20 protein-coding genes and 1 riboswitch are annotated in these 18,401 nt (G+C 66.4%); of the genes, 6 read left to right on the top strand and 14 right to left on the bottom strand.

The genetic code is table 11. From position 1 onward, the window contains the following. Window positions 1-7: 7 nt before the first annotated feature. The 8 genes from AC1DCU_RS15300 to AC1DCU_RS15265 form a co-directional block, all read right to left on the bottom strand. A complete protein-coding gene (locus AC1DCU_RS15300) occupies window positions 8-337 on the bottom strand; it encodes a phage tail protein (protein ID WP_025875719.1) in 330 nt (109 codons plus the stop codon). Continuing rightward, the gene (locus AC1DCU_RS15295) at window positions 334-1,611 is read right to left on the bottom strand and encodes a phage tail tape measure protein (protein ID WP_333622402.1); all 1,278 of its coding nucleotides are present in this window, start codon (window positions 1,609-1,611) and stop codon (window positions 334-336) included. Before AC1DCU_RS15295 ends, AC1DCU_RS15300 begins: the two co-directional genes overlap by 4 nt. A gap of 162 nt (window positions 1,612-1,773) precedes the next feature. Continuing rightward, window positions 1,774-2,031 carry a DUF1799 domain-containing protein gene (locus tag AC1DCU_RS15290; protein WP_032978329.1) on the bottom strand — a complete coding sequence of 86 codons (258 nt, stop codon included), beginning with the start codon at window positions 2,029-2,031 and terminating at the stop codon, window positions 1,774-1,776. A gap of 50 nt (window positions 2,032-2,081) precedes the next feature. Next, window positions 2,082-2,390: a phage tail assembly chaperone gene (locus AC1DCU_RS15285; protein WP_442251475.1), complete on the bottom strand. Its 309-nt coding sequence runs from the start codon at window positions 2,388-2,390 to the stop codon at window positions 2,082-2,084. After that, window positions 2,390-3,049, bottom strand: a complete 660-nt coding sequence (locus AC1DCU_RS15280; RefSeq protein WP_025875728.1) for a phage tail protein — start codon at window positions 3,047-3,049, stop codon at window positions 2,390-2,392. The genes AC1DCU_RS15285 and AC1DCU_RS15280 overlap by 1 nt, the downstream gene beginning before the upstream one ends. A gap of 78 nt (window positions 3,050-3,127) precedes the next feature. Further along, window positions 3,128-3,484 (bottom strand): tail completion protein gp17, encoded by a 357-nt coding sequence (gene gp17, locus AC1DCU_RS15275; RefSeq protein ID WP_025875730.1) that lies wholly within the window; start codon window positions 3,482-3,484, stop codon window positions 3,128-3,130. Window positions 3,485-3,498: 14 nt separating this feature from the next. Then, the gene (locus tag AC1DCU_RS15270; protein WP_080150362.1) at window positions 3,499-3,849 is read right to left on the bottom strand and encodes a head-tail adaptor protein; all 351 of its coding nucleotides are present in this window, start codon (window positions 3,847-3,849) and stop codon (window positions 3,499-3,501) included. Continuing rightward, window positions 3,846-4,358 carry a head-tail connector protein gene (locus AC1DCU_RS15265; RefSeq protein ID WP_032978182.1) on the bottom strand — a complete coding sequence of 171 codons (513 nt, stop codon included), beginning with the start codon at window positions 4,356-4,358 and terminating at the stop codon, window positions 3,846-3,848. The genes AC1DCU_RS15270 and AC1DCU_RS15265 overlap by 4 nt, the downstream gene beginning before the upstream one ends. A gap of 381 nt (window positions 4,359-4,739) precedes the next feature. On the opposite strand from AC1DCU_RS15265, the gene AC1DCU_RS15260 reads away from it, so the two are divergent. Beyond that, a complete protein-coding gene (locus AC1DCU_RS15260) occupies window positions 4,740-5,696 on the top strand; it encodes a cation diffusion facilitator family transporter (RefSeq protein WP_059064021.1) in 957 nt (318 codons plus the stop codon). A 111-nt stretch (window positions 5,697-5,807) separates the two neighbouring features. Next, on the top strand, window positions 5,808-6,233 hold the full coding sequence (locus AC1DCU_RS15255; RefSeq protein ID WP_442251476.1) for an organic hydroperoxide resistance protein: 426 nt from the start codon (window positions 5,808-5,810) through the stop codon (window positions 6,231-6,233). A 148-nt stretch (window positions 6,234-6,381) separates the two neighbouring features. On the opposite strand, the gene mmsB is transcribed toward AC1DCU_RS15255, so the two are convergent. Genes mmsB through AC1DCU_RS15230 form a run of 5 tightly spaced genes read right to left on the bottom strand, consistent with a single transcriptional unit; the run spans window position 6,382 to window position 11,922 of the window. Further along, window positions 6,382-7,272: a 3-hydroxyisobutyrate dehydrogenase gene (mmsB, locus tag AC1DCU_RS15250; RefSeq protein WP_099844659.1), complete on the bottom strand. Its 891-nt coding sequence runs from the start codon at window positions 7,270-7,272 to the stop codon at window positions 6,382-6,384. Continuing rightward, window positions 7,269-8,444 carry an enoyl-CoA hydratase/isomerase family protein gene (locus tag AC1DCU_RS15245; RefSeq protein ID WP_442251477.1) on the bottom strand — a complete coding sequence of 392 codons (1,176 nt, stop codon included), beginning with the start codon at window positions 8,442-8,444 and terminating at the stop codon, window positions 7,269-7,271. The genes mmsB and AC1DCU_RS15245 overlap by 4 nt, the downstream gene beginning before the upstream one ends. After that, a complete protein-coding gene (locus AC1DCU_RS15240) occupies window positions 8,441-9,238 on the bottom strand; it encodes an enoyl-CoA hydratase (RefSeq protein ID WP_032978174.1) in 798 nt (265 codons plus the stop codon). Before AC1DCU_RS15240 ends, AC1DCU_RS15245 begins: the two co-directional genes overlap by 4 nt. Next, on the bottom strand, window positions 9,235-10,401 hold the full coding sequence (locus tag AC1DCU_RS15235; RefSeq protein WP_025875746.1) for an acyl-CoA dehydrogenase family protein: 1,167 nt from the start codon (window positions 10,399-10,401) through the stop codon (window positions 9,235-9,237). Before AC1DCU_RS15235 ends, AC1DCU_RS15240 begins: the two co-directional genes overlap by 4 nt. Window positions 10,402-10,416: 15 nt before the next feature. Beyond that, window positions 10,417-11,922 (bottom strand): CoA-acylating methylmalonate-semialdehyde dehydrogenase, encoded by a 1,506-nt coding sequence (locus tag AC1DCU_RS15230; RefSeq protein WP_025875748.1) that lies wholly within the window; start codon window positions 11,920-11,922, stop codon window positions 10,417-10,419. A gap of 87 nt (window positions 11,923-12,009) precedes the next feature. On the opposite strand from AC1DCU_RS15230, the gene AC1DCU_RS15225 reads away from it, so the two are divergent. Together AC1DCU_RS15225 and AC1DCU_RS15220 are read left to right on the top strand one after the other, a co-directional pair. Next, on the top strand, window positions 12,010-13,404 hold the full coding sequence (locus AC1DCU_RS15225) for a helix-turn-helix domain-containing protein (protein ID WP_442251478.1): 1,395 nt from the start codon (window positions 12,010-12,012) through the stop codon (window positions 13,402-13,404). Between the two features lie 262 nt (window positions 13,405-13,666). Beyond that, window positions 13,667-14,620, top strand: coding sequence for a DUF1028 domain-containing protein (locus AC1DCU_RS15220; RefSeq protein ID WP_442251479.1), 954 nt, complete (start codon window positions 13,667-13,669; stop codon window positions 14,618-14,620). Between the two features lie 49 nt (window positions 14,621-14,669). On the opposite strand, the gene AC1DCU_RS15215 is transcribed toward AC1DCU_RS15220, so the two are convergent. Continuing rightward, window positions 14,670-16,520, bottom strand: a complete 1,851-nt coding sequence (locus tag AC1DCU_RS15215) for an RpoH suppressor (protein WP_442251480.1) — start codon at window positions 16,518-16,520, stop codon at window positions 14,670-14,672. 154 nt (window positions 16,521-16,674) lie between these two features. Beyond that, window positions 16,675-16,891, top strand: a riboswitch (cobalamin riboswitch). A 141-nt stretch (window positions 16,892-17,032) separates the two neighbouring features. Here AC1DCU_RS15215 and AC1DCU_RS15210 point away from each other — a divergent pair. Together AC1DCU_RS15210 and pncA are read left to right on the top strand one after the other, a co-directional pair. Continuing rightward, a complete protein-coding gene (locus AC1DCU_RS15210) occupies window positions 17,033-17,704 on the top strand; it encodes an epoxyqueuosine reductase QueH (protein WP_025875757.1) in 672 nt (223 codons plus the stop codon). A 57-nt stretch (window positions 17,705-17,761) separates the two neighbouring features. Continuing rightward, window positions 17,762-18,388, top strand: a complete 627-nt coding sequence (gene pncA, locus AC1DCU_RS15205) for a bifunctional nicotinamidase/pyrazinamidase (protein ID WP_032978166.1) — start codon at window positions 17,762-17,764, stop codon at window positions 18,386-18,388. The last annotated feature ends 13 nt before the right edge of the window (window positions 18,389-18,401 follow it).

Raw genomic sequence — 18,401 nt, 5'->3', positions numbered from 1 at the left:
TCCGCTCCTACGGCTGGTACGTCTGTTCGAACGTCGCAGTGATGCTGAACACCGATCCACCCAGATGGCTGTCGGTATAGGTGTCGCAGCCATACAGACCGGTGCCCAGCGGGCCCCGCCAGAAGAAACTCTGGCCCACATGGCCATCCAGGAACGCAACGATCTCGTTGATCGTGCTGCGATTACCGACGAACTGCAGCTGGTAGCTGCGCAGGCGGGCATTGAGCCCATCCGGTGCGGCTTGTGCGTATCCATCGCCGAAGCGCGCGCGCTTGACGGTGGCAGTGGTGGTGCCAGTGCTCTGGCTGGTTGCTGCCCAGGTAAAGGTGTCGGTCATCGTGCTGCACTCCTGCTGAGGACGCCGCCAGCCTTCATGTCACGCATCTGCAGGTCACGGTATTTTCGCTCCACGAACTGGCCGATCTCGTTGCCGAACTGCTGCAGCATGCTTTCGTTGCTGGTGACTTCCTTGCCACCGTTGTTGTCGATGCGGATATTGACTCCCACCCCGCCACCGCCGCCGGCGCCGTGTGCCGCCACTCCCAGGCGGCCATCGGGCCCGCGCTGCAGCGGCATGATCGCTTCAGGCCCCGCTTCACCGAACACGCCGGCGCCCTTGGCGAATGCGAACAGCTGTGGGGTGTTGTAGATACCGCCGGAGTAGGCCGACAGACTCGGCGATTGGTAGACACCACCCTTGGCGTTGGCCTCCACCCCCGTGCCATAACCGAGCATGCCCGTGATCTTTTTGACGCCCCAGACGATTGCCTGCTGGATGGCGATCATCTTGAGGTCGGCGATGATCGACTTGGCCAGTTCCTTGTAATTGGACTTGCCCGTCTTCACGAAGCTCTGCAATGCGGCCTCTGCTCCGGTGAATGCCTTGGAAAATGCATCCTGGGTGGTCTTGGCGGAGTTCTCGGTTTTTTCCATGTACTCGCCGAGCGCGCTGCCGAAACCCTTGCGGAACCCCGAAAACCCCTTGGCGTCCTTGTCATCCTTGCCGCCCTTGGTATCACCTGCCTTGGCATCGCCGGCCTTGGCATCCTTGGGAGCTGCCAGGCCTGCTGCAGCTGCCGCCGCGTCCGTCGCAGCTTCCTTGGGCGTCAGGTCGACCCCCATCAGGCCGGCGATCTTCCTCGCTCCCCAGACCAGAGTCTGCTGTGCGGCAATCATCTTCAGGTCGGACAGGATGGACTGGGCCAGCTCCTTGTACTTGGACTTGCCGGTGGTCACAAAGCTCCGCAGCGCCTCGTCGGCGCCAGTGAATGCCTTGCCGAAGGCCTTCTTGGCGGCCGTGGCGGTGTTCTCGGTCTTGCCGATATAGTCGCCGAGCGCACCGCCCAGACCCTTGCGGATGCCCGCCAGGCCCATGTCGTCCTTTTCCGCCTTCTCCTCCGTCTTCGCGGCCTTGCCGGCGTCACCGCCCGTTGCGGCCGTAGCAGACTTCGCCACCGCCTGCATTTGCGTGTTCAGGGCAGTCAGTTGCGTGGACAGGGCGGTGACCAGCGAGGCGCTGGTTGTCAGCACGGCGTTGAATGCCTGCTGCACCGTATTGATCTTTTCCAGCTGCCGCTGGAACTCCTGTGTGGTGCCGGTCATCTCGGTCATGCTGCGCCTTGCTGCCTGCATGGCCGTTTCCAGTGCATTGCTGGCGTCCACGGTGGCCCGTGTGCTGCCAGGCGATGTAGTGCTCATTGAGTGTTCCTCGGGAGAGTCGGCTCCGCATCGGCGGAGTCGGGACCGGGCATCGGCGTTGCCGCGATGGCCGGCTCATTCCTGCTGCATCTGCTCCAGGGCAGCGCGTTCGATGACGCGGATGGCCGCCATCACCTCGTCGTACTGGTCGCCATCGAGCGCTTCGCGCTCCAGCTCCCGGTAGACCACGTTGTAATCCAGCCCGATCGGGCCACCTGCGCCGACGCGCCACTGGGTGGCAACCCGCGAAAAGAGTTCGATGGGAAGCACGCACTCCGGCCACAGCTCAACCCGTGGCGGCGGAAAATGCTTGGCCTTCAATCCAAGCTGCATCAGCTCGGACTCGGTGGGGGCCCGCCAGTACAGGGCCCCCACCGCCTCGATCAGTTTCCCTTGCGTGCGACCTGCAGGGCCTGGGTGTAGCCACCGATGATGGCGCCATCCAGGCCGGCCTGCTGCTGCAGGGCCAGCTCGACGCCGGCAGTGTCCAGCGGCACGTCGGCATCCCAATCCACCACGATGTCCAGGATCGCCTGGGCCACGCTCAACGTGTCATCGCCCAGGCGCTCCAGCAGCTGCGCATAGTCGGCCACCGGCAGGTGCCGGTAGGTCAGGTTGAGCTTCTGCTCGCGACCGTGACCGACGATGGTCAGGGTGCTCTTGAAGCTCTCTGGCGCCTTTACCTGGAACATCAGGCGCCCTCGACCAGGATGGAGTCGGCCAGCGCGGTGAACGTCGCGGTGGTGCCCATCGGGGTGTTGGCGGCCATCGTCGGGTCGCCGTTGTAGCTCAGGTAACCGTACCAGTACAGCACGTCGCCACCGACCAGCTTGGCGCGCAGGATCACCGGTTCGCCCTTGGCGTCGACGTTCTTCAGGGCCGAGTACCACGGCTTCTTCGGATCGTAGAACAGCGGCAGGGTGATGGTCTTGGCGTTCTTGAAGGTCGGCATCTGCACCTGGCGACCGGTCGGGTCCTCCAGCAGGGTGCCGCTCCAGTACTGCTGCTCGCCACCTGCGGTGGTCGGGTCGCCCTGCTGGTCCAGGTCGACGAAGGCACCGGCCTTGCGCAGCACGCCGGCACCGCTGGTGGCGGGGAACAGCACGTTGTCGGTGGTATCGATGCCCAGCAGTTCAACGCTGCCGGTGGCTTCGGCACCGGCGCGGGTGGCGCGGTTGTTCAGGGCCGGCCAACCCGGCAGCTCGATGACCACCACATCGCCGGTGTCGACGCTGTTGGCGGCGACGCTGGCCAGTGCCGGCGCAGCCTTGGAGATCGCGCTGGTGGCGATGGCGGTGGAGACGACCGGTGCGAAGCCGAACTGGGTGCCCTTGGGAAGCTTGAGTGCCATGTTGCATTTCCTCATGTGGATTGAAAAAGACGAAGCCCGGCGTGTGCCGGGCTTCAGGTGGTACGTGGAGCAGTGGAACTACGGGTTGGCGTACCACAGCCCGAAATCGAGCCGTGCGCCGTACTTCCTGAGTGCCGGTTCATGCACGGCAATGGCGGCGCCAAAGGATTCAGACTTCGGCAGACCCGCGCAGACCTGATCTTCGATGTCACGGATCAGGGTGTTGGCCTGGGCACGAGTGTCTGCCCAGACGGTCAGCTGCACGCGAGCGTGCTTCTGGTCGGGGATGGACCCTTCGTTGAACCACAGCGCCTGCCCACCCACCTGCTGGTAGACCGCGCAGGGATAGGTGACTCGGTCCGGTGGAACATCCGGGTACAGGCGCCCCTGCAGCAATCCGCCAAGCAGTTGCTGCAACTTCGGTTCGTAACTCATCGCAGTGTCCTCGCTCAGGCGGTTGCAGCCAGCTGTTCGGTGAACAGCACGGCGGTGTGTCGCGTGCCAAGGTCGGGCACCACACCGGTAATATCGAACGTGTGGCCGTCGTGCACGATGCGCATTCCGATGCCAATGCCGGCTCGCTGCGCCGGCGCCAGGCGCACCTGGAAGCGCTGGCGGCGGATCGCTGCGGACAGCCCGCTGTCCAGCTTCACCCGCTGCACCGTGTCAGCACGTTCAAGAGGAATTGCCGCCCACAGATCGGCAACGCTCACCCACGCATCCAGAGGTTGGCCCCAGGCATCGACGCGCCCATCCTGGCGCTCGATGCGGATGCGACGGTTGAAGTGACCGGCGTTCATGGGGTCGCTGCCAGTCGGTAGGGATCGAGCAGTGCGGCGACGCCAAACGGCAGCTCCATCGCGATGGCGGCAGCACCGACCGGTACATCCAAGGCGTGCGTGGAAACCACCACCGCTTCCCGATGCGCATACAGATGGCCCAATAGCAGGCGCACCGCAGCGCGGATGCTGTCGTTGGCCGGCAGGCCCTGCAGCAGCTGCGCGCTGCGTTCAGTGGCCACGGCCAGGCGACGATCAGCGACGTCACGCATGGCCTTGGCCTTGGCCGCGTTGGTCTCGGCATTGGCGGCGGCGACCGCGGCTTCATGCCCGGTCACCGCCGCCGCCATGTCCTGCGGCAACTGGTCCAGCGCCAGATCCAGTGCCGCCTGGTCGGCAAACAGCGCCCGCCGCAGGTAGGCCGACGCCGCGTCGGTCGCCGCGGCCAGCAGGTCGTCCAGAATGGCGTCGTCGTAGTCGCCGTCGATACGGCAGTGCATGCGGCACTGCTCAAGTGTCAGCAGGGGCATCGAATCCTCCTTCGTTGATGGATGTTGGATGCCCCGACCCTGCGCACGCGGCTACGCCGCACGCTGTCATCAAGGACGGTGCGAAAAGGGCAGGGTCGGGGCGGAAACAGAAACGGCCCACCAGGACTGGCAGGGCCGCAAATACGATGACAAGGTGCCGACGGGCGGCATAAACGCAAAAAGCCCCCGGCGGTCGCCAGAGGCTTGTATGTCATCGTGGTTGAAAAGATACGCCTGAGGTGTGCACCCGTCAATCCGTAAACCGTCACCAGTCTGGTGACTTTTCCGGGCCCTGCGCCGGTGCAGTCACAGAGGCGAGCGGTGGTCTGGATAGAATGGTGCGGCACCGCTTCCGCGGCGCTTTCCCAGCCGGATTTCTGCATGTCTTCCCGTTCCGAACGTTTCCTCGATCCACGCTCCGAGCAGGGTGTGCTGCGGCTGTCCATCGCCGCCTCGCTGCTGCTGGCCGCCGCCGCAGTGGTATTCGGCCTGCTGGCCAATTCGTCGCTGATCATCTTCGATGGCATCTACGGCCTGATCGACGTGGTGATGACGTGGCTGTCGCTGCTGGTCGCGCGGCTGATCGCGCTGTCCACCCAGACCGACGCAGTGCAGTCGCGTTTGAACCAGCGCTTCACCATGGGCTTCTGGCATCTGGAACCGATCGTGCTGGGAGTCAGTGGCACGCTGATGATCGGTGCGGCGTTGTACGCACTGGTCAATGCGGTCGATGCGCTGATGTCGGGTGGGCGACAGATCGCGCTTGGCCCCGCAATCATCTTCGCGGCACTGTCGATCGTGGCTGAAAGCGCGCTGGCCTGGTTCGTGCTGCGTGCGAACCAGCGCATCGGTTCGGAGTTCATCGCACTGGATGCGAAGAACTGGGTGATCGCCGCGAGCATGTCGGCCTGCTATCTGCTGGCCTTCCTCGGTGGCGTGCTGGTGCGTGGCACGTCGCTGGCGTGGGTCGGGCCGTACATCGATCCGGCCATCCTCGCCTTCGTCTGCGTGCTGGTGATGATCGCGCCATTGGGCACGGTGCGGCGCGCGCTGGCCGGCATCCTGCTGGTTACCCCGCCCGAACTGCAGGCGCATGTGGATGCGGTGGCGCGGGCGATTGTTGCAAAGCACGGTTTCGTCGAGCACCGCAGTTACGTGGCGCAGGTGGGCCGTGGCGAGCAGATCGAGCTGTTCTTCGTGGTGCGTGAGGACGATCCGCCGCGGCCCCTGCTGGAGTGGGATCACCTGCGTGACGAGATCGGCGATGCGCTGGGCGAATCGTCGCCGGACCGCTGGCTGACCATCATGTTCACCACCGACCGGGAATGGACGATCTAGGCCGGCAGGACGTTCAATCAAATTTTTCGGATTTATTGCAACCAAAGGTGTGCAGAATCCGGGCAAAGTAAGCTCCAACGCACTACCCACCCACTGACCAGGAGCATCCCGATGTCCATCGAAAAGGTTCTGTACACCGCCCAGGCCACCTCCACCGGCGGCCGTGAAGGCCGTTCCGTCTCGTCCGACAACGTGCTGGACATCCAGCTGTCGACCCCGCGCGAGCTGGGCGGCGCTGGCGGCCCGGGCACCAACCCGGAACAGCTGTTTGCTGCCGGCTATTCGGCCTGCTTCCTGGGCGCACTGAAGTTCGTCGCCAGCCAGGCCAAGGTCGCGCTGCCGGCCGACACCACCGTGACCGGCAAGGTCGGCATCGGCCAGATCCCGACCGGTTTCGGCATCGAAGCCGAGCTGACCATCAATGTGCCGGGCGTGCCGCGCGAGCAGGTGGAAGAGCTGGTGCAGAAGGCACACATCGTCTGCCCGTACTCCAACGCGACCCGCGGCAACATCGACGTGGCGCTGATCGTTGCCTGATGCGGTGATGCCGGCCAGCGGCCGGCAGTACCAAGCGGCTGGGCAAAAAAATGGGCGGATACCGGTCGAAACCGGGCATCCGCCCATCCCAGCTTCGTTGTCCCGCAAGGGGGCATGAGGTTGCCGGCCAGCGGCCGGCACTACCAGGTCACTTCTCGCTCGTAATGAGCTGCACGACGCTGGAGAAATCCAGCTTGCCGCGGCCGGCCTGGTGGTTCATCGAGTACAGGTTGCGGGCCACTTCGCCCAGCGGGATCGAGGCGCCGACGCTCATCGCCGCCTCCACCGCCAGGCCCATGTCCTTCAGCATCAGATCGCTGCCGAAGCCGCCGCTGTAACCGCGCGACGCCGGCGCGTTTTCCAGCACACCCGGCCACGGGTTGCACACTTCGGTCGCCCAGCTGCGGCCGGTGCTGACCGCCATCATCTGCGACAGCACCTTCGGGTCCAGCCCGTGTGCCACGCCCAGGGCGATGGCTTCGCCGGTGACGGCCATGATCACGCCCAGCGCCATGTTGTTGCACAGCTTGGCGACCTGGCCGGCGCCACTGGCGCCCACATGGAAGATGTTCCTGCCCATCGCCTGCAGCACCGGGCGGGCGCGTTCAAGCGCGTCCTCTTCGCCACCGACGATGAAGGTCAGCGTGCCGGCCTGTGCGCCGGCAGTGCCACCGGACACCGGCGCGTCGATCATCTGCAGGCCACGTGCGGCGGCCGCTTCGGATACCTTGCGCGCGCTGGCCGGGGCAATCGTGCTGCAGTCGATGACCAGCGCACCGGCGGGAATCGCGGCAAGGATGCCGTCATCACCCAGGTACACGCCTTCAACATGGCGGCTGGCCGGCAGCATCGAGATCACCACCTCGGCCTCGGCCAGGGTCTCGCGTGCCGATGCCGCTGCGCTGGCACCCGCGTCGACCGCCGCCTGCACCGCGGCAGGCACCAGATCGAACACACGTACGGTGTGGCCGTTCTTGACCAGATTGGCGGCCATCGGGCCACCCATGTTGCCCAACCCAATGAATGCAACGCGGCTCATGCAAGGCTCCTTTCAGCGACAGGGGTGCCCAGGTCGGCCAGCGGATGCGCGGCATCGGCCCAGGGAGAAGCGAAGAACGTATCGGCCCATGCGCGGTCGGCATCGGCCAGCGTGGCCGGGTTCCACGAGGGATTGCGGTCCTTGTCGATCAGCAGCGCGCGGATGCCTTCAGCAAAATCACCATGYGCGGCGCAATGCAGGGCGGTGATGTATTCCAGCCGGTACACGCTGGCCAGATCCTGGCCGGCGCTGCGGCGCTGCAGTTCGAAGGCCAACCGTGCCGAACCCGGCGCACCGGCGGCAAGGGTCTTCTGTGCGGCCTGCAGCCACGCGTCATCGGTCTGCAGGGTGCTGATGCGTTCGACGACGGCGGCCAGGTCATCGCCTGCGCACAGCGCATCGACCTGCGTAGCGTTGGCCAGCAGCGGGCCGGTAGCCGCATCGCTGGCAAACGACAGCAGCAGCTGTGACAGGCGCTCGTGGTTGCGTGCGGCATCGGTCGACCACGCGACCTGCAGCAGCGCGTCGAACACCGCACTGCGGCGTTCCTCGGCCACATGCACGTCGGCCAGGCCGGCATAGATCGCATCGCCCGGGTTGAGCAGCGCACCGGTCAGGGCAAGGAACAGGCCACCGTTGCCCGGCACGCGCGGCAGCAGCCAGCTGCCACCCACGTCAGGGAACAGGCCCACGGTGATTTCCGGGAAGGCCAGCTTGGAACGCTCGCTGACAACGCGATGGCTGGCGCCGGACATCAGGCCGATGCCCCCGCCCATCACGATGCCGTGACCCCAGCACAGGATCGGCTTGGCGTAGGTATGGATCAGGTAGTCGACGCGGTACTCGACGTCGAAGAACTCGGCGGCGTAGTCGTTCCCGCGGATATCGTTCTGGCCGGCGTCGCGGTAGGCACGCATGCTCTGGTACAGGCTGTGCAGGTCACCGCCGGCGCAGAACGCCTTCTCACCGGCGCCCTGCAGCACCACCATGGCGATGGCATCGTTGTCGGCCCAGGCATTCAACTGCTGCAACAACAGGTGCGCCATCGGCAGCGAGAAACCATTGAGCGTGCGCGGTGCGTTCAGCGTGGCGATGCCGATGCGCGTGCCGTTGCCGGCCACGCGCTCTTCGAACAGCACCGGTGCTTGCTCGGCAACGGTGTCGGTGGTCATGCGTTCTTCCACTGCGCGGCGCGCTTTTCAAGGAAGGCACTCACGCCCTCGACCTGGTCAGCGGTGTCGAACAGATCGACGAAGGCCTCGCGCTCGGCCACCAGCGCCGACGCATGGGTGCCGGTGCGGGTGGACTGCACCAACGTCTTGCAGGCGGCAATGCTGGTCGGGCTCTGCTTGCCGGCCTTCTTCGCCCATTCCAGTGCCAGCGCCTTGGCTTCGCCCTTGCCGACCTTTTCTTCGGCAAGACCAATCCGCACGGCGGTTTCCGCGTTGATGCGCTCGCCGAGCAGGATCATGCGCTTGGCCCAACCCTCGCCGACAAGGCGCGGCAGGTTCTGGGTGCCACCGGCGCACGGCAGCAGGCCGACGGTGGCCTCCGGCAGCGCAACCTGGGCATGGTCTTCGATGATGCGCAGGTCGCAGGCCAGCGCGCACTCCAGGCCGCCGCCCATGGCGTAGCCGTTGATCGCAGCGATCGACACCCCACGGAACCCGGACAGCGCCTCGAAGGCTTCGCCGAAACGGCGTGCCGCTTCGCGTGCGGCAGCCTTGTCGCCGGAAGCGAACTGGTTGAGGTCGGCCCCCGCGGAAAAGAACTTCTCGCCATCACCGGTGATCACCAGCGCGTAGATGTCGCGGTCTGCATTGAGTGCGCCCACCAGGTCGCGCAGCGCCGACAGGCTGTGCACGGTCCAGGTATGCGCCGGCGGGTTGTTCAGGGTGACCACGGCGGTGTGGCCATCGGCCTCGACCTTCAGGCCCACGTGCTCCTGGGTACGCCAATCCTTCATCGCAGTTCCTCTTCGGTGTTGAGCAGGTGACGGGCAACGATCACCCGCATGATCTCGTTGGTGCCTTCCAGGATCTGGTGCACGCGGCTGTCGCGCAGCAGGCGTTCGATCGGATATTCGCGGATGTAGCCGTAGCCCCCGTGGATCTGCAGGGCTTCGTTGCAGATGGTGAAGCCGGCATCGGTGGCGAAACGCTTGGCCATCGCGCACCACACGTTGGCATCGCTGGCACCGGCATCGAGCTTGCGCGCAGCGGTATGCACCATCTGCCGCGCGGCAACCAGCTCGATGGCCATGTCGGCCAGCTTGAACTGCAGCGCCTGGAATTCGGACAACGCCTTGCCGAACTGGCGGCGCTCGCCCATGTAGCGGCGTGCGGCATCCAGCGCGCCCTGCGCAGCACCCAGCGAGCACGCGGCGATATTGATGCGGCCACCATCGAGCCCCTTCATCGCCAGCTTGAAGCCGCCGCCTTCCTCTCCCAGAAGGTGGCTGACCGGTACGCGGACGTTTTCGAAGGTGATGCCGCGGGTGGGCTGGCTGTTCCAGCCCATCTTCTCTTCCTTGCGGCCATAGCTGATGCCCGGCAGGTCGGCCGGCACCGCGATCGCGCTGACCCCGCCTGCACCGGCACCGCCGGTACGTGCCATCACCACCAGCAGCTCGGTGGCACCGGCGCCGGAGATGAAGGCCTTGGAGCCATTCAACACGTAGAAATCGCCATCGCGCACGGCGGTGGTCTTCAGCGAGGCCGCGTCCGAACCGGCGCCCGGCTCGGTCAAGCAGTACGAGGCCAGTTTGCTGCCAGAAGACAGGTCATTGCCCCACGCGTCGCGCAGCGCCGGCTGGCCCCACTTGGACACCATCCACGAGGCCATGTTGTGGATGCTGATATAGGCCGCGGTCGACGGGTCGACGTTGGCGAGCTCCTCGATGACGACGGCGGCGTCCAGTCGGCTCAGGCCGCTGCCGCCCACTTCCGGGTCCATGTACAGACCGCAGAAGCCCAGTTCACCGGCCTTGGCGATCGCCTCGCGCGGAAAGATGCCCTCCGCATCCCATCGCGCGGCGTGCGGCGCCAGTTCGGCCTGTGCGAAGTCACGCGCCGCTTCGCGGTACGCCTGCTGCGCTTCTTCCTGTTCCGTCGTCATCGAGTGGCTCATGGCTGCTCCCTGCGGTTACTTCAGGCTGATCGTGGTGTTGACGCCGTGGCTCAGCGTCTCGTCGTCGAACCAGCGCGCGGTGACGGTCTTGGTCTGCGTGTAGAACAGCACCACCTGCTTGCCGTACGGACCCAGGTCGCCCAGCTTGGAAGCGCGCGAACCGGTGAACGAGAACAGCGGCACCGGCACCGGGATCGGCACGTTGATGCCGACCTGGCCGACGTCGATGTCTTCCTGGAACCGGCGTGCTGCGGCGCCGGACTGGGTGAACAGCGCGGTGCCGTTGCCGTTCGGGTTGCTGTTGACCATGGCGATGGCCTCATCCAGCGTTTCCGCTTCGAGGATGACCAGCACCGGCCCGAAGATTTCTTCCTGGTAGATGCGCATGTCGGTGGTGACACCGGCAAAGATGGTCGGGCCAACGAAATTGCCCTTCTCGAAACCATCGACCTGCGGCTTGCGGCCATCGAGCACCAGCTTGGCGCCCTGCTCCACGCCCGACGCGATCAGGCCCTCAACGCGATCACGGGCGCTGCAGGAAATGACCGGGCCCACGTCGGTGCCGGCGACCGTGCCACCGCTGACCTTCAGGGTCTTGGCCTTTTCGACCAGGTCCTGCACCCAACCGCGTGCTTCACCGACCAGCACCAGGGTGGAGGCGGCCATGCAGCGCTGTCCCGCCGCACCGAAGGCCGCGCCGACCATCGCATTGAGGGTCTGCTCCTTGTTGGCGTCCGGCAGCACCACGGCGTGGTTCTTGGCGCCCATCATGCACTGCACGCGCTTGCCGGCCAGCGAGGCGCGGTTGTACACGTGGGTACCGACGCGGGTGGAACCGACGAACGACACCGCCTTGATGTCCGGGTGGTCGCAGATGGCGTTGACCACTTCTTCGCCACCGTGGACCACGTTCAGCACGCCCTTGGGAATGCCCGCTTCCAGCGCCAGTTCGACCAGGCGCATGGTGACCATCGGGTCCTGCTCGGACGGCTTGAGGATGAAGGTGTTGCCGGTGGCAATGGCCATCGGGAACATCCACAGCGGAATCATCGCCGGGAAGTTGAACGGGGTGATGCCTGCGCACACGCCCAGCGGCTGCATGATCGAGTAGGTGTCCACGCCGTTGGCCACGTTGTTGGCCAGTTCGCCCAGCTGCAGGTTGCCGATGGCGGCCGCGTGCTCGACCACTTCCAGGCCGCGGAACACATCGCCTTCGGCGTCCGGCAGGGTCTTGCCCTGTTCGGCGGTGAGGATGTGCGCCAGCTCGCTCATGTTTTCGCGGATCAGCTGCTGGTACTTCAGGAAGATGCGCGCGCGGGTACCGATCGGGGTCTTGCGCCAGGTCTTGAAGGCTTCCTTGGCGGCAGCCACGGCGGCATCGACTTCACCCGTGGTGGCGAACGGCACCTGGGCCAGCACGTCCTGGGTGGCCGGGTTGATCACGTCCTGCCAGTGGGAGGTGGCCGATTCAACGAACTGGCCATCGATCAGCATGCGGATACGGGGCGCTGCAACAGTCATGACGACAATCCACGGGGTGCGAAAGATTCTTGGCATTATTCACAGGCCACGCCTCGATTTCCGGCCTGAATCCGCTTAATCTGGCCAATGCCCGCCACGATTCCTGTTAATCCTGTGAATCATTCAGCCCCCCAGCGCCAGCTCGGCCTGCGTCTGCTGCGCCTGCGCGAGCAGCGCGGCTACAGCCAGGCCGAGCTTGCCCGCGCCCTGGGGCTGTCGGCCAGCTACCTGAACCAGATCGAGCGCAACAAGCGCCCGCTGACGCCTGCGGTGCAGAAGAAGCTGGGCGAGGTGTTGGGCGATGTTTCCACCCTGTTCGACGACGATGAGCCCGCCGCGCTGCAGGAGTCGCTGGGCGAGACGCTGCGCGATCTGGGCCTGGCCGACGTCAGCGCCACCGAACTGCGCGCGCTGGCCGGCAACCTGCCGCAGGTCAGCCGCGCGCTGCTGGACCTGCATCGCCGCCACCTGGCATTGCGCGAGCATGCCGCCGCGCTGGAGTTCCAACTGGGCGAGCCGGGCGCGGGCAGCACGTTGCCGGCCGGCGACCAGGTGCGCGAGTTCTTCAACCGCATGCACAACCACATCCCCGAGCTGGACGAACTGGCCGAGCAGCTGTTCGCCGAATGGGGGCTGGCGCCGGGGCACGTGGCGCCACGGCTGCGCCAGCTGCTGGCCGACCGCCATGGGGTGCTGGTGGAAGTGGCCGCGCTGCAGGCCGGGCGCGAGAAGCGCCAGTACGATGCCGGCAGCCGTACGCTGTGGCTGCCCGACTACCTGGAGCCGGGCCAGCAGGCGTTCCAGATGGCGGTCGAGCTGGCGCTGCGCGGCTACCTGCCGCAGATCGATGCGGTGATCGCGCGCACCGGCTTCACCGACGAGGCCCGCATCGCACAGGCGCGCATCGGCCTGTCCAACTATTTCGCCGGTGCGCTGGTGATGCCATACATGCGTTTCCTGCGCGCGGCCGAGGCCAGCGGTTATGACATCGAGCTGCTGGCGCATCAGTTCGGTGTGGGATTCGAGGCGGTCTGCCATCGGTTGAGTACGCTGGCACGCCGCAGTGCGCCGGGGCTGCCGTTCTTCTTCATCCGCGTGGACCGCGCCGGCAACGTGTCCAAGCGCCACTCGGCCACCGACTTCCACTTCTCGCAGGTGGGCGGTTCCTGCCCTTTGTGGATCGTCTATGAGGCGTTCAACCAGCCCGGACGCATCCTCACCCAGACCGCGCGCATGCCCGATGGCCGCCGCCATTTCTGGCTGGCACGGCAGGTCAGCAGCGGCCCGGTGGGACACGGCCAGCCACGCAAGACCTTCGCGGTGGCACTGGGGTGTGACCTGCAGCATGCCGATCGGCTGGTGTATTCGCTGGGGCTGGACGTGCAGAGCCCAGGCAATTCGGTGTCGATCGGGCCGGGCTGCCGGGTGTGCCCGCGCGAGGACTGCATGCAGCGCGCGTTTACCCAGTTGCCGGGGCGGTAGGGGGCGGTCCGGCAGGGCTGCGCCCTGCACCTGCGGAGGCAACGTCAACGTCAACGTCAAAAGCTGGCTATACCTGGCATGGCCTGCTGTTGGTGGGTGTCGACCTTGGTCGAAACGGTAGATCCACGCCATGCGTGGAGGCTCTTCGACGAATTGTCGAAATATTCGATTTCGATGGGGATTCATCCGCGCATGGCGTGGATCTACTAAACCTTCCGCGCGTCCGTTGCATCCCAGTTCAACGCCTTCACCGGAGACGACCATGTTCATGCTGCGCCCCTGCCTGGCCTTGCTGCTCGCTGCTGTCGCTGCGCCGGCATGGGCGACCTTTTCCATTGCCGCCTGCAACGAAGCCGGCGACTGCGGGGTGGCTGTCGCCACGCACAATCTCGCCGTCGGCGGTGTCGGCGTGCCGTGGGCGCAGGCGAAGGTCGGCGCGGTCGCCAGCCAGTTCGAAACCAACCCGACCTACGGCTCGAAGGGGCTGGCGCTGCTGGCCGAAGGTCGCACGCCGGCGCAGGTGCTCAAGCAGTTGCTGGACGAGGATGGCGACTTCGATGGCACCACCATCGCCGAGCGCCAGGTCGGGCTGGTCAGTGCGCGAGGCGGCAACGCGCAGTACACCGGCGCGACCGCGCAGCGGGCCGATTGGGCAGGTGCCGTTGGCGAGGGCAAGGTGAGCGTGCAAGGCAACGGACTGGCCGGGCCGGACGTGCTGGCGGCGATGCAACGCGCGTTTACGACCACCCACGGTGCGCTTGCCGCGCGCCTGCTGGCAGCGCTGGAAGCGGGACAAGCGGCGGGTGGACAACGCAGCGGGCAATGGTCGGCGGCATTGCTGGTGCGCACGCCTGGCGGCGACTGGCAGGACACCGACCTGCGCGTGGATGCCGATCCGCGTGCCGTGGCGCGCCTGCGCGAGCTGTACGACATGCGGCTTTCAAATGAAGCGATCATCCGCGCCGAGCAGCAGTGGGAACAGGGCGACGTGGCCGGCGCACATGCGTCGCTGGCCACCTCGCTGGCGCTGGCGCATGGTTGGGACCGGACATGGGCACGCGCGGCGCGGCTGGCGATATCGCACGATGAAACCGCATTGGCCCGCGAATACCTGGCGGGATTGCGCGCGCTCAACCCGGGATGGGTGAAGCAGGAATTGGCCTTGCCGTTGTATGCGCCATTGCGCGGCGATGCGGTGGTCGAGGCGTGGCGATAGCCAACGGTAGCGCCGCGCCATACCCGGCGAGCGCAGCGGCACACCGCGATCAATAGATCGGCGTCACCTTCATCTGTGGCAACGGCCGCGGCGAGCCGTCGGTGAGGTCCGGGCCAAGGTCATCCCAGCTGCGGCCCTGTTCCACCATCAGCCCCCACAGCTGCTGCGACGCCAGCCGCTTGTCTTCCGAACCCAGCTTGTACGACGGCGGTGGCGGCGTGCCGGTGGCCACCATCGCATAGGCCGCGCGATAGGCCAGCACCTGCTGCGCCGGATCATCGGTGCGCGATATCTCCAGCGTGTAGCGCTGGTAAGCCGAGGCCAGGTTGCGCCAACGAATCCAGTAATGGTTCTCGAACGAGAACGAACAGAAGCGCGCACCGGCCAGGCTGCCCTTGTCGGCGATGCGGGTCAGCACCTCCTGTGGCATGTCCAGGTTCATGCCACCCTCGTCGCCCTGCAGGCTCACATGCACGATGCGGTCGCGATACCCCGGCGCACGCGCCTGCAGCAGGTCGCGCCAGTTCTGCATGGTGGCCACCACCGCGAACAGGAAGCGGCCCAGCTCACCGGCCGCCAGCGGCGTGGCGATGGACTGGTAATGCCGCTGCCATCCATGCCGGTTTTCGGTGGGAAGGAACACCGCGCGTTCCAGCGCCTCGCGGTTGTCGCTCTCGCGCACCACCGGCTCGGGGCGTTGCGGATAGACCAGGTTGATGGCGAAGGTCGGCCAGCGCGGCAGTGCGGCATCGAACAGGTGGATCGGGAAGTTGCTGCTGATGCCGCCATCGGAGAACCAGCACACCCGGAACGCGGTGATCACCGGACCACAGGCCTGGCCCGCGCTGGTCAGCCCTTCCATGCTGTCGGCCACGTTGTGCCCGGCCTCTCCTGCAGCCGTCGACGTCGGCTCGCAGCGACGTTCGCGACGCGAGGGCTCATGCAGCGGCACCGCGCTGATCAGCAGCGGGAAGCTGAGGCTCATGCGCGTGGCCACCAGTACCGGCAGCGACGCGCCCTGCGGCAGATGGTAGTAGTTGCGGCCTTCAACCTCGCGCGGTGGACCGGCGCGGTCGACCATCCACTGCACCACACTGGCCGGGAACAGCTGCTCGAACTCCTCGCGCAGGAACCAGAACTGCGCCCCACCCAACGGCAGCGTGCGCGGTTCGTTGTGCGATACGCAGGTGGTGATCATCTGCAGGCTGATCGCATGCGGGCTGTCCGGTTCGCCTGCATAGCGCGGCGCGTCGTGCAGATCGGCGAAGGTCAGCGGTGCATCCATCGGCTTGCCTGACAGCTGCTGCAGGCTTTCATGCAGCCATTCAGTCAGCGCCGGCTTGCCTGCACTGCGGCTAAGCCCGCTGCATAGGCCCAGCAGGTTGCGCCGCGCCACCCGGGCCACCCTTAGCGCAGCGGCGGCCACGCCTGCGCCGTAGGCACACAGCAGCGACGGCAGCAGGGTCGCCGCCACGCCGCTCCAGCCACCGCCCCACCAGCCCAGGCCGAGCAGCAGTGCCAGCGACACCAGCACTTCCAGCGGCGCGATCTGGAACACCGCGATGGCCAGGCACAGCAGCTTGCGTGGCCAGCCGGCGTTGCCGGTCAGCACCACCAGCAGCCGATACGCAGCGCGCGCGCCGGCGGCGGGCTGGAACAGGCTGTAGATGAATCCGCGCCGCGACAGCTGCGCCGACACCGCCGACAGGCCGCCATAGCCTGCGTCGCCAGGCAGCTGTTCGCCCCGTTGCTGGTGGCGGTCGCCGTATGCCGCAGCGGCGGCCACGGCAGCGGCGATCGCACCGGCCGAGGTGCCGCCGATGCTCTTGAAACGGTATTCGCGGGCCAGTGCGAGCACCGCGTTGGGATACACGATGCCGCTGGTGATGCCGCCTTTCATGACCAGATCGCAGTACTTCGCCGCCACGAGCCACCTCCCGTCTGTCGGTGCCCAGTATGGCAAGAGGCACTCTCACAGCCTGAGAAACGCGCCACAGCCCTGCGTTTTCATCGGCCCTTGACCATTGCCGCCAACGCGTCCACCGTGGGCACGCCGAAGGTATCCCTGCCGTGGCTTCGATGGCGGCAGGGATTTAAACGGGAATCCGGTGAAGGCGCCTCACGCGCCCATTCCGGAGCTGCCCCGCAGCGGTGAATGGAAACGAATCCTGCCAACAGCACTGGGCTCGCGCCTGGGAAGCGGCAGGTAGTAGGTGGGCCAGCCGGCCCGTGTCCATCAGCCCGAATACCGGCCCCGGCCGGGGGACACGACAGTCCCCTGACTCGACCTGGAATCTCCGCGGGGAGGTTGCCGGGGCCGTCGTCGTCCTGCGCGTGCAGGCGATGTGGCCGCGCGCGTCCTGTTCACGGTTTCCGTCCAGACCCGCTGCCCACGCCCAGATGCACCCGACGATGACCGAGCTCCAACGCCCCACCCTGACCCTTCCCGACAACGGCCAGCGCCTGTTGCTGCACTCGTGCTGTGCGCCATGCTCGGGCGAAGTGATGGAGGCGATCACCGCCTCCGGGATCGACTACGCGATCTTCTTCTACAACCCCAACATCCATCCGGTGAAGGAATACGAACTGCGCAAGCAGGAGAACATCCGCTTCGCCGAACAGCACGGCATCCCCTTCATCGACTGCGACTACGACACCGACAACTGGTTCAGCCGTGCGCGTGGCATGGAGAACGAACCCGAGCGTGGCATCCGCTGCACCATGTGCTTCGACATGCGCTTCGAGCGCACCGCGCTGTACGCGCACGAGCACGGCTACGACACCATCAGCTCCTCGCTGGGCATCTCGCGCTGGAAGAACATGGCGCAGATCAACGACTGTGGTGTGCGCGCCGCCTCGCGCTACGAGGGCCTGCAGTACTGGGACTACAACTGGCGCAAGGGCGGCGGTGCCAGCCGCATGATCGAGATCAGCAAGCGCGAGCAGTTCTACCAGCAGGAGTACTGTGGCTGCGTCTACTCGCTGCGCGATGCCAACCGCCATCGTCGCGAGAACGGCCGCGAGCGCATCAGGATCGGCCTGCTGTATTACGGGCAGGACAACGACACCGCCAGCGGCGATTGACGTGCGCGCGAGGGGCGGCCACGCTGGCCGCCCATCTTCCGTTGTGCTGGACCTGCCATGACCGCCCTGCCCGCTGATGTCGCCCTGCTGGTGATCGACCTGCAGCCGGACTTCATGCCCGGTGGCGCCCTCGCCTGCGAACAGGGCGATGCGCTGGTGGCACCGATCAACGCGCTGCTGGCCGAGCGCCGCTACCGCACCGTGGTGGCCACCCAGGACTGGCACCCGGCCAACCACGCCTCGTTCGCCAGCCAGCACCCGGGCCATCTGCCTTTTGAAGCCATCCTGCTGCATGCACAGCCGCAGACCCTGTGGCCGGACCACTGCGTGCAGGGCAGCACCGGCGCCGCCCTGCACCCCGGCGTGGACTGGACCGTGGCCGACCTGATCCTGCGCAAGGGCAGCCGCCAGCAGGTGGATTCCTACAGTGCCTTCCGCGAGAACCACGGCCCGGACGGCACGCGCCCGGCCACAGGGCTGGCCGGCTGGCTGCACGAACGCGGCATCCGCGAGGTGCACGTGTGCGGGCTGGCCCGCGACTACTGCGTGCTGTGGAGCGCGCAGGACGCGGTGAAGTCGGGTTTCCGGGTGAAATTCCTGTGGGAGCTGACCCGGCCGGTGACCGAGGCCAATGACGGCATGGTGCGCGAGGCCCTGGCGAAGGCGAGGATCGCGATCCTGTAGGCAGCGTGTCGCC

Source organism: Stenotrophomonas sp. 10L48, from assembly GCF_056395105.1.
The sequence above is the reverse complement of the archived record's forward strand: the minus strand, read 5'-3'. Positions and strand labels throughout refer to the sequence as shown.